The sequence below is a fragment of the Peribacillus sp. TE19612 genome, from assembly GCF_056279465.1.
Window position 1 is genome coordinate 358,587 of the sequence record NZ_JBWCCL010000004.1, and the last position, 14,031, is coordinate 372,617.

The 14,031-nt window shown below is 39.5% G+C and carries 14 protein-coding genes and 2 pseudogenes; 13 read left to right on the top strand and 3 right to left on the bottom strand.

Annotation, left to right across the window (positions count from 1 at the left end; all coding sequences use genetic code 11):
• Position 1: 1 nt before the first annotated feature.
• The 4 genes from odhB to ACZ9AO_RS09885 all read left to right on the top strand — a co-directional run bounded on the left by odhB (position 2) and on the right by ACZ9AO_RS09885 (position 5,075).
• A complete protein-coding gene (odhB, locus tag ACZ9AO_RS09870; protein ID WP_251540113.1) occupies positions 2–1,279 on the top strand; it encodes a 2-oxoglutarate dehydrogenase complex dihydrolipoyllysine-residue succinyltransferase in 1,278 nt (425 codons plus the stop codon).
• Positions 1,280–1,505: 226 nt separating this feature from the next.
• Positions 1,506–2,258: a DeoR/GlpR family DNA-binding transcription regulator gene (locus ACZ9AO_RS09875; RefSeq protein WP_048679998.1), complete on the top strand. Its 753-nt coding sequence runs from the start codon at positions 1,506–1,508 to the stop codon at positions 2,256–2,258.
• The gene (gene pfkB, locus ACZ9AO_RS09880) at positions 2,258–3,178 is read left to right on the top strand and encodes a 1-phosphofructokinase (protein WP_476108968.1); all 921 of its coding nucleotides are present in this window, start codon (positions 2,258–2,260) and stop codon (positions 3,176–3,178) included. Before ACZ9AO_RS09875 ends, pfkB begins: the two co-directional genes overlap by 1 nt.
• A 4-nt stretch (positions 3,179–3,182) precedes the next feature.
• The gene (locus tag ACZ9AO_RS09885; protein ID WP_476108969.1) at positions 3,183–5,075 is read left to right on the top strand and encodes a PTS fructose transporter subunit IIABC; all 1,893 of its coding nucleotides are present in this window, start codon (positions 3,183–3,185) and stop codon (positions 5,073–5,075) included.
• Between the two features lie 144 nt (positions 5,076–5,219).
• Here ACZ9AO_RS09885 and ACZ9AO_RS09890 read toward each other — a convergent pair whose 3' ends face one another.
• Entirely contained in the window at positions 5,220–5,477 is a 258-nt protein-coding gene (locus tag ACZ9AO_RS09890; protein ID WP_476108970.1) for a VOC family protein, read from the bottom strand.
• Between the two features lie 186 nt (positions 5,478–5,663).
• Between ACZ9AO_RS09890 and ACZ9AO_RS09895 the strand changes: the two genes are divergently transcribed.
• The 3 genes from ACZ9AO_RS09895 (at position 5,664) to ACZ9AO_RS09905 (ending at position 7,389) form a co-directional block, all read left to right on the top strand.
• Positions 5,664–6,068, top strand: a complete 405-nt coding sequence (locus ACZ9AO_RS09895) for a secondary thiamine-phosphate synthase enzyme YjbQ (RefSeq protein ID WP_048679988.1) — start codon at positions 5,664–5,666, stop codon at positions 6,066–6,068.
• 39 nt (positions 6,069–6,107) lie between these two features.
• On the top strand, positions 6,108–6,683 hold the full coding sequence (locus ACZ9AO_RS09900) for a GNAT family N-acetyltransferase (protein WP_421163461.1): 576 nt from the start codon (positions 6,108–6,110) through the stop codon (positions 6,681–6,683).
• A gap of 106 nt (positions 6,684–6,789) precedes the next feature.
• Positions 6,790–7,389, top strand: coding sequence for a cell wall hydrolase (locus tag ACZ9AO_RS09905; protein WP_052137268.1), 600 nt, complete (start codon positions 6,790–6,792; stop codon positions 7,387–7,389).
• 60 nt (positions 7,390–7,449) lie between these two features.
• On the opposite strand, the gene ACZ9AO_RS09910 is transcribed toward ACZ9AO_RS09905, so the two are convergent.
• The gene (locus tag ACZ9AO_RS09910; RefSeq protein WP_476108971.1) at positions 7,450–8,037 is read right to left on the bottom strand and encodes a DUF2087 domain-containing protein; all 588 of its coding nucleotides are present in this window, start codon (positions 8,035–8,037) and stop codon (positions 7,450–7,452) included.
• Positions 8,038–8,198: 161 nt separating this feature from the next.
• On the opposite strand from ACZ9AO_RS09910, the gene trhA reads away from it, so the two are divergent.
• Both trhA and ACZ9AO_RS09920 read left to right on the top strand, forming a co-directional pair.
• On the top strand, positions 8,199–8,843 hold the full coding sequence (gene trhA, locus ACZ9AO_RS09915) for a PAQR family membrane homeostasis protein TrhA (RefSeq protein WP_251540107.1): 645 nt from the start codon (positions 8,199–8,201) through the stop codon (positions 8,841–8,843).
• A gap of 99 nt (positions 8,844–8,942) precedes the next feature.
• Entirely contained in the window at positions 8,943–9,428 is a 486-nt protein-coding gene (locus ACZ9AO_RS09920) for a YusW family protein (protein WP_063593840.1), read from the top strand.
• A 263-nt stretch (positions 9,429–9,691) separates the two neighbouring features.
• Here the strand turns inward: ACZ9AO_RS09920 and ACZ9AO_RS09925 are convergent, their stop codons facing one another.
• A complete protein-coding gene (locus tag ACZ9AO_RS09925) occupies positions 9,692–10,264 on the bottom strand; it encodes a biotin transporter BioY (RefSeq protein ID WP_048679976.1) in 573 nt (190 codons plus the stop codon).
• A 284-nt stretch (positions 10,265–10,548) separates the two neighbouring features.
• Between ACZ9AO_RS09925 and ACZ9AO_RS09930 the strand changes: the two are divergent.
• From ACZ9AO_RS09930 to ACZ9AO_RS09945, 4 genes and pseudogenes are all read left to right on the top strand, one after another.
• Positions 10,549–10,869, top strand: a pseudogene (locus ACZ9AO_RS09930) (NfeD family membrane protein); the annotation flags it as partial.
• Between the two features lie 39 nt (positions 10,870–10,908).
• Positions 10,909–11,103, top strand: a pseudogene (locus tag ACZ9AO_RS09935) (flotillin family protein); the annotation flags it as partial.
• Positions 11,104–11,943: 840 nt separating this feature from the next.
• Positions 11,944–12,630 carry a FadR/GntR family transcriptional regulator gene (locus ACZ9AO_RS09940; RefSeq protein ID WP_476108972.1) on the top strand — a complete coding sequence of 229 codons (687 nt, stop codon included), beginning with the start codon at positions 11,944–11,946 and terminating at the stop codon, positions 12,628–12,630.
• A gap of 72 nt (positions 12,631–12,702) precedes the next feature.
• Positions 12,703–14,031, top strand: coding sequence for an FAD-binding oxidoreductase (locus ACZ9AO_RS09945; protein ID WP_476108973.1), 1,329 nt, complete (start codon positions 12,703–12,705; stop codon positions 14,029–14,031).

Here is a 14,031-nt window from a genome sequence, read left to right on the forward strand (position 1 = left end):
AATGGCTGAAGTAAAAGTACCTGAATTAGCAGAATCAATTTCTGAAGGATCTATTGCGCAATGGTTAAAACAACCCGGTGATCACGTTGAAAAAGGAGAATATGTCCTTGAGCTTGAAACGGATAAAGTGAACGTTGAAATCATTTCAGATTATACTGGTACACTTTCGGAACATTTAGCAGAAGAAGGCGATACTGTCCAAGTCGGACAGGCTATCGCCATCGTTGATGAAAATGGATCAGCTGCAGCAGCTCCAAAAGCGGAAGCTCCTAAGGTTGAAGAAGCTAAAGCAGAACCAGTTAAGGCTGAACAAGCGGCTCCTGCTAAAGAGGCTCCTAAAGCAGAAGCGAAAGAAGCATCATCCACTCAACAAGTTATTGCATCACCAGCTGCAAGGAAATTGGCTCGTGAAAAAGGAATTGACTTGACTCAAGTGCCTGTAGCAGATCCACTAGGTCGTGTACGTGTACAAGACGTAGAAGCAGCAAGTAATGCACCTGCAGCTCCTGCAGCACCTGCGGCAGTTCCAAAACAAGCTCCTGCAGCTAAACAAGCAGCCGCCCCTGTTGAAGTGAATGATGACCGCATTGAAGTGGTTAAGATGACACGCCGTCGTCAAACCATTGCCAAACGTCTAGTTCAAGTACAATCAGAAGCAGCCATGCTTACTACTTTTAACGAAGTCGATCTTTCTGCAGTCATGGAATTGCGTAACCGCCATAAGGATTCTTTCGTGAAAACAAATGATGTTAAACTTGGTTTCATGTCATTCTTCACTAAAGCGGTCATTGGCGCATTGAAAAAATATCCGTTATTGAATGCTGAAATCCAAGGCGACCATATCCTGAAAAAGAACTTTTATGATATCGGTGTAGCAGTATCCACTGATGAAGGTCTTGTCGTTCCGGTTGTAAGGGATGCTGACCGCAAAAGCTTTGCTGAAATCGAAAAGAACATTTCGGATTTAGCTGTTAAAGCGCGTAACAACAAACTGGGACTTTCAGATCTATCAGGTGGTACTTTTACCATCACTAACGGAGGGACTTTCGGTTCCCTATTATCAACACCAATCTTGAATGCCCCTCAAGTTGGGATCTTGGGCATGCATACAATCAAGACTCGTCCAATCGCTGTTGGAGACCAAATCGAAAACAGACCAATGATGTACCTTGCATTATCTTATGATCACCGTATCGTAGACGGAAAAGAAGCAGTTGGTTTCTTAGTGGCCATCAAGGATATGCTTGAAGATCCAGAACAACTTTTACTTCAAGGCTAATAAAATAATACTACCCCCCTGTCATCTTGACATGGGGGTTTTTTTTGTTGAACAGAAAGGATATTTTCATAGAAAAAAAGATAATGAAATTCAAGAAAGTTCATTTCTAATAAAAATGAATGTTTTTGAATGTATTTTTGAATGGATTTGATTATTTTTAAACGTTTATGATTGATTATTCTTTCGTTTTCATATATGATGATGATATTAAAGTGAGGTGGGCGAATTGTTGACAACTGAAAGGCACCAGTTCATCTTATCGATCCTTAAAGAACAAGGAACGGTAAAGCTGCAGGAGCTTGTAGATCAGTTACAAGCCTCGGAGTCGACCATTCGGAGAGATTTAGTGCAACTCGAAGAAATGAAGCTCTTGAAACGCGTGCATGGCGGGGCCTCTTTACTGCAAAGAAAAGGCCTTGAACCAACAACTATGGAAAAGCAATACAAAGCAAGAGCTGAAAAACAACTTATAGCAAAGCTGGCGGCTTCATTCATAGAGAAAAATGATTGTATATATCTTGATGCAGGCACGACAACTGCCGAAATGATTCCTTATTTAAAAGATAAAAATATAACGGTACTGACAAATGGTCTTATGCATATTCCAAAACTCATCGAATTGGAAATCAAAACAGTGTTAGTTGGCGGAACCATAAAATTTTCGACAAATGCGATTATAGGAAGTAATGCTGTACAGTTTTTGAATGAATACCGTTTTGATAAATGTTTCTTGGGAATGAACGGCATCCATCAAGAATTGGGTTTCACAACACCCGACCCGGAGGAAGCCCTGCTGAAGAAGATGGCATTACGCCTCTCTAACGAGACCTACGTGCTTGCTGACAGTTCAAAACTTAATGAAGCTACTTTCGCCAAGGTAGCAGATGTAAGCGATGCCATTATCCTTACTGACAGCAATGATGAAGAGGCTGTTGCTTACCTTCAAAAAAATCCAAAGGTAAAGGTCGTGACCATTTAATGATTTATACAGTGACACTTAATCCATCCATCGATTACCTGGTCGAAGTGGAGAGCTTTCAAATGGGCAAGGTGAATCGAACCAGTTATGATGCAAAATTCCCTGGAGGGAAAGGAATCAATGTTTCCCGTGTGCTAAAAAGGCTGGGAAATAGTACAACAGCGTTAGGTTTCATCGGTGGACAAACAGGTGAATTTGTAAAAAGGTTTTTAAGACAGGAAGAGATTTTCACGGACTTTACAGAAATAGCTGGAGATACAAGAATTAACATAAAATTGAAAACAGGGCTTGAGACAGAAATAAATAGCCAAGGGCCAGTCATTTCAAAAGGGAATTATCAACAATTATTTAGTCAGATTGAACAGTTGAACAATAATGATATCCTCATTTTGTCAGGAAGCATCCCTCCAAGCGTTCCTTCGGATGTATACGAAGCCATGTCAAGGTCTTGTATCCATAATGGCATTAAAGTGGTGGTGGATACGAGTGGCAAGGAATTACTGAATGTCCTTCCACACCGGCCATTTTTAATAAAGCCCAATCATCATGAACTGGGTGAGCTTTTTTCCACCGAAATAAGTACGGTTGATGATGCTAGGAAATATGGCGCAAAATTGGTTGAAGCAGGAGCACAAAACGTTATTGTCTCAATGGCGGGACAGGGTGCCGTCCTTTGCTCGGGAGGAGAATCATATTCCGCAAATGTTCCAAAAGGGAATGTCATCAACTCAGTGGGTGCCGGTGATTCCATGGTCGCAGGTTTCATCGGGACATATGAAAGGACAGGGGATATTCTATCTGCTTTCCGCTTCAGTCTTGCGGCAGGAAGTGCTACAGCCTTTTCATCCGATCTCGGTACATTGGATAAAATTGAAGAGTTATTACCGCAAATTGCTATCAATCAACTAACAGGAGGCTGACTCTATGAAAATTACAGACTTGTTAAAATTGGATACAATCATAATCAATCTGCAAAGTGTTACAAAGCAAGCAGTCATTGATGAACTATCAGGAAAGTTAGCCGAGACAGATAGGTTAAATGATGTGGATGGTTTCAAAGCTGCCATCTTAAAACGTGAAGAGCAAAGCACAACAGGGATTGGTGAAGGGATAGCCATACCGCATGCAAAAACAAATGCTGTAAAGATACCTGCCATCTGTTTCGGCAAATCGGTCAGTGGTGTGGATTATGAATCGCTTGATGGACAGCCGGCCCATTTGTTCTTTATGATTGCAGCCAGTGAAGGAGCGAATGCAGATCACTTGGAAACTCTTTCCCGGCTTTCTTCGTTACTGATGGATGATAAATTCAGGGCCCGATTGATTTCTGCTTCTTCTGGTGAGGAAGTGTTGGAGATAATCAATCAAAAAGAAATGGAAGCTTATGAAGAAGAAAGTGAAGAGCAGCAATCGAGTAATGGCGCCAGCGGTAACGATAAAGGAGTTAAAATCCTTGCCGTTACAGCTTGTCCAACAGGAATTGCCCATACTTATATGGCTGCCGATGCGTTAAAGGCCAAAGCGAAGGAAATGGGAATCGATTTCAAAGTGGAAACAAATGGTTCCACAGGAATCAAAAATGGTTTAACCGCCGCAGAAATTGATGAGGCGGATACCATTATCGTTGCGGCCGATAAGCAGGTTGAAATGAATCGTTTTAATGGAAAACATGTCATTATTGTCCCTGTTGCCCATGGGATCCGGAAGACCGAGGAACTGTTAACCAGAGCTGTGAATCAGGATGCACCTGTTTACAATGGAACTGGAAATGATAAAAATGATGAAGGTGAATCAGCTAAAGGAGGTTTGGGGATTTACAAGCACTTAATGAATGGCGTAAGTAATATGCTTCCATTTGTCGTCGGGGGCGGAATCTTGATTGCGCTTTCTTTCTTTTTTGGAATCGAGGCAGCCGATCCGGCAAATCCGGATTATAATCCCATTGCCAAAGCATTAAGTGATATTGGCGGGGGAAATGGTGCCTTCTTCTTACTTGTCCCAATACTCGCTGGATTCATTGCTTCAAGTATAGCCGACCGTCCAGGTTTTGCCCCTGGTATGGTAGGGGGATTATTGGCAGCACAGGCTAATGCCGGTTTTCTTGGCGGACTGATCGCCGGTTTCCTTGCAGGTTATGTCGTCTTACTATTAAGAAAATTGTTTTCCAAATTACCGCAAACACTTGATGGCATTAAACCGGTTTTACTCTATCCTGTATTCGGGATGTTAATTACAGGGTTTATCATGATATTTCTCGTAAATGAACCAGTAACTGCAATTAACACGGGCCTGACCAATTGGCTGCAGGGCTTATCCGGCACGAACGCAATATTCCTCGGCTTGATTCTTGGGGGTATGATGGCTGTGGATATGGGTGGCCCCTTAAATAAAGCGGCATTCACTTTTGGAATTGCAGCCATTGAAGCATCAAGTTTCGGACCACATGCTGCAGTTATGGCTGGTGGAATGGTTCCTCCTCTTGGAATCGCAATTGCAACTACATTCTTTAAAAGTAAGTTCAGTGAAATGGAAAGGAAATCTGGCTTCACTAACTACTTCATGGGTGCATCGTTCATTACAGAGGGAGCCATTCCTTTTGCGGCGGCGGATCCATTGCGGGTTATCGTCAGCAGTGTTATTGGGTCAGCGACGGCAGGAGCGCTGTCAATGGCTTTTAGTGTAACATTGCCAGCGCCGCATGGGGGTATATTCGTCATCCCCCTAGTCAACCATCCTTTCCGCTATTTGCTGGCGATTTTAATAGGAGCCCTCATTACCGCTTTAATATTGGGATTCTGGAAAAAGAAACAAAAATAAATATGTTGCGAAAGCGGGTCCGAGATAAATGGGCCCGCTTTTTATTATTTCCATTCCAAAATTTCGATCCGGTTGCCGAAGGGATCGGATAAATATATACGGTTCGCACCAGGCAACCTTCCATCTTCTGTAAAAGAAATATGCTTAGTCATTAAATTCGTTGAGATTTTCAACTTCAAGTGCTGGGTGCGCTTTTCTTGCGGGAATGAAATGATCCTCCGTTCCTACATGTATCTTGATCGATCCCGATTCGAACCATAACCCGCCATTGGAACTTAATGACGGAGGCTTTTTCACTTCCCGGAACATTAGTATCTCAGTGAAGAACTTCCTTGATTGGTCCTCGGTATTTTTAGGAGATGCTAATTGGTAATGGTCGATTGACTTAAAAATGAAGTTCATCTTGCAACTCCTCCCAATTCCTTATATATCCAATTTTAAAATAAAAAGATCAATAAGGATAGATTATTTTTTTAATTGCTATCGATAAGATTTCCTTATGTTTTAGTCGTGGATGGTTTAAGAAAGCATGAATTTTTATGTTTATGGGTATAGGAGTATTAAAATGAACAAAAGGAGTGAATGTACATGCTGAAGAAAAATACCTTAAAAACGGTGAAAAGGGATGATATGATAGATGTTACGACAGAAGTACAGGCATTCATCAAGGAAAAGGGGATTCAAGAGGGGGTAGCTCTTATATATTGTCCACATACGACTGCAGGGATCACGATCAATGAAAATGCTGACCCCGATGTCAAAAAGGATATATTAAGAAGACTGGATGAGCAATACCCATGGAACCATACATTGGATTTACATATGGAAGGAAACACGGCTGCCCATTTGAAATCAAGTACGGTTGGTTCTTCACAACAGGTGATCATCCATAAAGGGAGCTTAGTCCTTGGTACTTGGCAGGGTGTGTATTTTTGTGAATTCGACGGTCCCAGAGAAAGGCAATATTTTATTAAATTATGTGTCGACCAGTAAAATGGAAGGTACAGCATGGATGAAGTGGGAGGAAGCGGATTGGATGATGTTCGGATTGAAGGAAGCAAAGTCATATTGAGGAATGTTAAACAAGCCGATTTAAAACGTTTATGGAGCCTGAAATATGGCGAAACCGATCCGGAATGGAAAAAGTGGGATGCACCTTATCTCCCTCTTGAACTCATTGATTTCCATACGTTTATCGATAAAGAAACGAAGCATAAAACTTATGATGAGAAAATCGGGGCTTACTCCGAGCTATTAATGGAAAAAAACGATCAAATTATTGGATCTGTTGTATATTACTGGGAACATGAAGCTTCACGCTGGCTTGAAATCGGTATTACTATTTTCGATCCCAAGTATTGGAATGGCGGTCATGGAACAGAAGCATTAATGATGTTCATTGGGTATTTATTCGAAAACCTGGAGATTGAGCGGGTTGGACTTACAACTTGGTCAGGTAATGAACGTATGATTGAAGTTGGAAAAAAGGTGGGCATGCAAGTAGAGGGAAGAATGAGAAAATGCCGCTATCATGATGGTTATTATTATGATTCAATCAGAATGGGAATGCTGCGGGAAGAGTGGGAATCATTAAAATTCCGAAGGTAAATGGAACTGAGAAAATTTTTCCTTCATTTCCTTGGAAAAAATTTAGCACTGTTTTCTCCCATATGGTCTGTTATCCTAGGAAGGTGCTTAACGAGGAGGTAACAGGATGAAATTATCAGTATTAATATCCGTGATAATGACTCTAAGTGTCATCGTACTTGGTATAGCTTTTCCTAAGGGAACGACAAGTAAAGCTTCTGATGGGGCAACCAAACATGTCATTAAACAAGGTGAATCGATATGGGATATCGCAAAGCAGCACGGTGTTCCGATCGGTAAGTTAAAAGAAGTCAATCATAACGTAAATAATGTTGCCGAACCTGGTAAAACATTGATTATTCCGCATGTAATGAATGATAAAGATAAAGAATTATTAGCAAGGCTTGTGCATGCAGAAGCCAAAGGGGAACCATACAGAGGAAAGGTCGAGGTGGCGGGAGTTGTTTTGAATCGCCTTGATAGCAATGAATTCCCTGATACGGTCCGGGAAGTGATTTATCAAAAAAACCAATTCTCGCCTGTTGGTGATGGCAGTATTAACAAACCGGCAGGAAATGATGCAAAGAGAGCTGTCAATGAAGCATTGGCTATTCATGGCTACACAAATGATGCCTTGTATTTTTGGAATCCCAGTATTTCGGACAGCGAATGGATGAAACAATTAGAAGTAATAAAAATTATTGGCGGACACCATTTTGCCATATAAACTGCATCTCAAGAACCGGCTTTCCAAATGGGGAGCCGGTTCTTTTATTTTAGAATACGGTTAACCGATATCAGCCCACATTTCGCGGGGATTCAGTTCATAAATGCTGTTTTCGCGGTACATGATGCTTCCGATAATGAGTTCACGTCTTATGGTTGCGTAATCATCATGGAAAGACTGGATGAATTCATTCAGTTCCTTTTCTGGATATTTACGTCCCTTTTCCAGAAGGCTTCCAATATGATGAAGTACGATCATTTTCTTTTTTCTCTGTGCTGGTATGGTTTTTAGTCGACCATCTGGCGTAAAAAAGTTTTCAAGAATCTTATTATGTTCTAAAATCAGCTTTTGATTATCCATTTTATTGGAGTCCCCCTTAGTTGAAACCATTTTAGACAATGCTGACGAATAATGCTTCAGGACATCTTCATTCAAAAAATAATAGACCGTATTTTTTTCCCTCCGATCCTTCACTAAATTAATGTCTTTCAATTTCGATAAATGGTGTGAGATGGTCGGAGCCGTCAATTTTAGTATTCCCGCAAGTGCCTGTCCGTGTTTTGGACCGTTTGCCAGGATGGATATTATCCTGATCCTTGTCACATCACCAATCGTCTTGTGGAAAGCGACCAATTTTTCTAATTGCACTTTTATCCCCCTTTTTAATTAGATTATCATCTAATTAGATAATAATCTAATTAGTGGCAGTTAATCAAGTTACTATTCACTTTTCTATATTGCTTGGAAGATCTGATGTATACTTTAGGGGAATACTAAAAAAAAATAATCCGGAATTAAGGAGCTGTAACATGGCCAATACTCATGTTTATACAAAAAAAGAAGAAGTGGTCAATGCGATAACCCACGGTGTCGGCGTTTTGTTGAGTATTGCCGCACTTGTGTTTTTAATCATAATCTCAGCCCAAACAGGATCGCCTTGGAATGTAGTCATTTCGGTCATATATGGTGTTTCCATGCTTCTTTTATACGTCTCTTCCACTTTAGTGCATAGTTTTCCAGAAGGTAAAACAAAGGATATATTTGAAATCTTTGATCATTCAGCCATATATATATTCATTGCAGGAACATACACGCCCATCATGCTTCTTGTGATCAAAGGGTCACTAGGCTGGACCCTGCTGGGGATCATTTGGGGAGTTGCAATCATTGGCGTCGTCTTCAAAGCTTTCTATGTGAAAAAATTCCTCTTCCTTTCGACGATTCTTTATATTGCCATGGGGTGGATGATCGTTATCGTTTGGGGACCCCTTACAGCTACGATGCCTGCAGCGGGTATTCAGTTACTGATTGCAGGGGGATTGCTTTATACGTTTGGAGCCATCTTTTATGTTTGGCGCGGTTTTCCGTTCCATCACGCGGTTTGGCATGTATTCGTGCTTGGGGGAACGGCCACACACTTTTTTGCGGTATTGTTTTATATCCTTCCACAATGATCACTTGGCCGATTTGATGTATTTGAGAGAGTGGTTGAGGTTTTAAATGACCCGATCAGGAAATAATTAAGGTATACAAACTAAAGGAGGAAAAAACTAATGAGAAGATCAATCAAAATATTATCAGTGCCGTTTGCCGCTATGCTTGTTTTGGCTGGATGCGGCGAAGAAAACGATGAAGTGAAAAACCCGCCGGTTCAGGAAAATGAAAATCAAGCGGAAAATAATCCTGAAACAGGTACGGATAATAATGAAAAACTGCCTTTCACATATAAGGATTTTCAATTAGAAGTGGATTATACCGGCAATGATAACGAATACGAAGCTGAATATGATACAATGGGAGCTCAAACAGAAGCTTCGATCGAGGACAAACTTAACAAACACGAAGTTCACGGTGATGAAGCAATGAAAGAATTGACCCCTATTCTAGAAAAATTGACATTCACTAAAGATTCAACAGATGAGGAAGTCATTCAAGAAGTGACAAAAGCTTTTAATTTGAAGGATGACTATCAAGAATTTGATTTAGAGGTTGTTTTCGAAGATAGTACGAAAAAAGAATATAAAGTGAATAATAAGTAACTAAAATACGTTACTATATTCCGCGTATTCATATGTGCCGACAATAGTTGTCAAATTACTGTTCCTATAGTAAAATGATTACGGTTAGCAAAGGGGATAATATACATTTGCTATTCATATTCGGACTTATGGGGATAGGACCGCAATAAACACTTGCAAAAAAGATTCTTTTTTAAGAGTCTTTTTTTTTGCAGTGATCTGGAAGTTGAATATAGAAGAAAAGAGAGGATACCACAAGCGGTACCCTCTCTTTCATTTACCCATCATTGGGAAATTGGTGCATTTTTTTTAGGCAGCATATTAGCCGACGCTAACCTTGAACGGATCGTGATGCCAAGCCAAGATGCAAGGAATGCCTTTAAAACGCCTACGATTATAAATGGTGCAAAACCGCTGGCAAATGCCACTGGCCAAGATAATGAACTCATATATTTTAACCAAACCGTACCGATTACCAAAGTAATTATCATCCCGATTGTATTTGCAACGAAAGCCATTGCAACGGAGAAACGGGTTTTTTCCAATATCAGACCCGTTATATATACTGTCGGGATATAGGATAATAAATAACCGCCAGTCGGACCGAATATCTTAGCTAGTCCCCCAGACATTTCAGCGAAAACCGGTACTCCCGCTGCCCCTATGAACAAGTATAATAAAACGGAAGAGGTTCCATAACGTGAACCCAGTATCGTTGCTGCCAGTCCAACAGCTAGAGTCTGTCCTGTAATTGGAACTAAGGGCAGTGGAATTGTAATTTGGGCAAGTATTCCTATAAGTGCTGCAAATAATGCTGTAACCATCATCATTCTTAACTTCTCATGACGCTCCTTCATCGTGCTTCCTCCCTTTATGTAAACCTTGTGTTATAACGAGTTGACATATAAAGAATTTTAATATGTTAAGTAAACACTGTCAATGGTATTATGCATTTTATTTCAATAATGGTCCTAGAGAATACAGGGTTTTCCAAGTGTAAATTCAAAACTTGGAAAATAAATGAAACTTTTTGAATGCATCATTCGTATGAATGGTAAGCGAAGTAAATGGAGGGGATTATAACCATATATTAATAAAGCTGGTAAAATAATTACCCTGGGCCATTAAAGCAGTATGCGGCTTGGAAAAATCGAATTTAAAGGATGAAAGAGATGGAGTTATTTGGGGTTCCATTAGAAACTGTCTATTTATATGGATTAATTATATTCGGGGGGGGGTAATATTCTTATTTATCTTGTTTAATGATATATTTTCCGGCCTTGAATTACCTGATATATTTAACCCTACGCTCATTTTTAGCTTTTTGACCGTGTTTTTTGCAAGTGGTTTTTTGCTTGAATCGCTTTCAGGGCTTAATGCTGGATTGTGTGCCGGCATTTCCCTCATCATCTCATTTACCATCGTCACTTTACTGAAGGTATTTGTTTTGATTCCCATTTCATCAGCTGAAGAAAGTTTGACATTTCATGATAATGACCTGAATGGCGGGGCTAATAAAGTGACTGGATATGCAACGGATTTAATGGCATCCTTGCAGGAGTCATTAAAGGCATCCTCGGGAATTGATGTCAAAGACCTGCTTAAGAATTTCTCAGGAAAGCGAAATTTACCGTTTACCACCATCAGCCAGGAGGTCGAAGCGAATATGAATATGGCAGCAGGCAAGGAAGAGTAACGATTAAGAATATACATAAATTATACTGTTAGTAAGGCTGAGGTTATTGGACTTACTTATAGAGAATAAACAACCAAGGATGATTGGTTGTTTATTTTTTTGCTTTTTAAGCCTAAATCGTTTTTAGTTTTGGCTATTATTAAATGTTTGAAACCGATTTGGATGTACATAATACTTAAACTTAGTAATGTATTTAAAGACAAGTCTTTTCTTTAAACCTACTTAGTCAACGTATTTAAATCAACATATGCAGAGAAATCTCGTTTTATTTTTGCTAGGTAGGATGCTTTGTTAAATGCAAAATCATACATTTTATCGACAAAATAAGATTCATCATCGTAAATGACACTATCAGCAATATAATATTCACAATATGGGGGACATCTTGAAGGTGCACTCCTGGCAGCTGATCAGGCAGTTTTTGAAATCACTAATCTAAAAAACAGACCTTAATAAAGGTAACTTAACATTCTATTAAACAATTAACTATTTTATTTTTTATCTTATTTTCAAAAATTCCATTACTAAACTGTAGGAGCTAATATGTGATGAAAATGATGAAAGCTATACAGATTCCGTCTAAAGGGCGAATGAATTATATATATTAGAAGCAGCACCACTTATGTGTGCTGGTGAAACAACGTTTAGTGCATTAAGAAACAGCAAAGCTCGGCCTGGCGATCGTGTATGTCTCCAATAATCCATAATAAATATTTTTTAATTATTTTCTAAATTCTGAATTATTTGTTGAAATATATATTGGAAGGTGTTTTAATAAATGTAAGAATATAACTTATCGGATATGTGATGTCTGAAAGGATAGAGGGTGGGTGTGTAAATGTGGGGAAAATAATCACCAAGAAAGTATCGGAAACAGTCGAAGAAGAAATAGAGAAGATGATTGAGTCTGGCAAATTCCAGTCAGGTGAAAAGCTACCTTCCGTTAGGGAATTATGTGATTTATTCGGTGTTGGACGCTCCGCTGTCCGAGATGCAATCACAACACTTAAAGGAAAAGGTACTGTTTACGTGAAACAAGGGGAAGGTACATACATTTGCGAATTTGATTCCACAAAATTGTTTACCAACCATATGTTAATCCCCAGCTGTGAAGACATAAAAGACTTATTTCAAGTCAGGAAAATATTGGAGACAGGCATTGCGGAAATGGCTGCTTCCAATCGGTCGGTACAAGATTTGGTACGTATGGAAGAAATCCTTTCAAACCTCTCTATCAATGGCTGGGAAGGGGACTACCACTTTCATATGGCGATTGCTAATGCGACAGGAAACAAAAGCCTGGTCCAATTAGTGCAAACCATTTCAACCACCATGAAGAAGGCAATGATTGATTTTCACAGGTATATTCAAGAGAATGAGAACATCGTAAAAACGATGGATGAACAACATGATAAAATCTATGAATCAATAAAGATGGGGAACCCTATAAAAGCTAATCAGTCGATGATTAACCACCTACATTATGTTGAAGAAATTTTGCAAAACAATATTTTACAAAAGGTATGAAGTTTAAATGTTTTTTTTGCAACAATATAGAAACGATGTTGGATATTACGAAACAAAAAGGAGGCGTGGGTTTTGATCGTAGTGGATCTTCTATCAGATTTGAAGTCATTTTTACCTGATGTGCAACTAGTTGATGGGATAAACCAAAGACATCCACTTGGGAATGGTGGTCAGGTATCGGTTTACCCGAAAACAGAGGGAGAAATAGCAAGTATTTTAAAGTATGCAAACGATAAAGGGAAAAAAATAACGGTGGTAGGAGGCGGAACCAAGCGAGGTTTTGGAGGATTGATTGAAACAGCTGATATTTTACTCTCATTATCGAAATATAAAGGAATTGTCAAACATACTGTAGGAGATATGACATTAACGGTCAAAGCAGGTACTTCATTTAAAGAATTGCAAGAATATTTGGCACAACATAATCAGAAGGTTTCGCTGGACCCTGTATGGCCTGAAGATGCGACAATTGGCGGAATCATCGCTTCAAATGAAAGCGGTCCCAAAAGATTGGGTTATGGTTCTTCCAGAGATGTGGTAATAGGACTTCGCTTGGTTTACCCGGATGGCAGTATCATAAGAGCTGGGGGTAATGTAGTAAAGAATGTTGCTGGGTACGATATGAACAAACTTTTTATAGGATCGATGGGAACACTTGGTATTTTATCTGAAGTGACTTTGAAGCTTAGACCAATACCAAAGTACGAAAGCCTTGGACTGTTAGTGTTTCCCGATGGAAATCTCGAAGAAGTTCGGTCACTAGCAGTTAAGTTGTTGGATTCAGTGATGGAACCAATCGCTTTGGAACTGCTAAATCCTGCTTTGTCGGAAAGGTTAACGGGTCAAAACGTTTATACCTTAGCAATTTCATTTGAAGATGTGGAGAGCTCTGTTCATTACCAGGAGGATTTTGTAAAGAACATCCAACCTTCTAACGCAAAAATGACAGTGCTTTCACAAAATCAGGCACAAGCTTTTTGGGAAAAATTTTATTCGATTTCTCCAAATGGGGCAACACTTGCTAGTGGAAATCAGATAGAAGCGGCATTGAAAATAGGCGTTGTTAACCTAGATGTTTTGAAGGTCATTAAAGAAAGCCACATTTTACATCACTCTAGTACTCTTACAGTAGAAGCACATGGTGGACTAGGTCATGGAATATGCCAGGTTAACCTAAAGGGAACTGAAGATGAAGAATTAAAACAGGTAATATTAAAGCTCAGAAAATCCGTCGAAGCATTGGGTGGTTATGTGATTGTGAAGCATCTGCCTTTAACGCTCCGTCAGCAAATTGATGTATGGGGTGAAAAACCATCACATTTCTTCTTGTTAGAAGGAATTAAAACAAAGATCGATCCTAATAGAGTACTTAATAATAAAAGATTCGTGGGAGGGATTTAA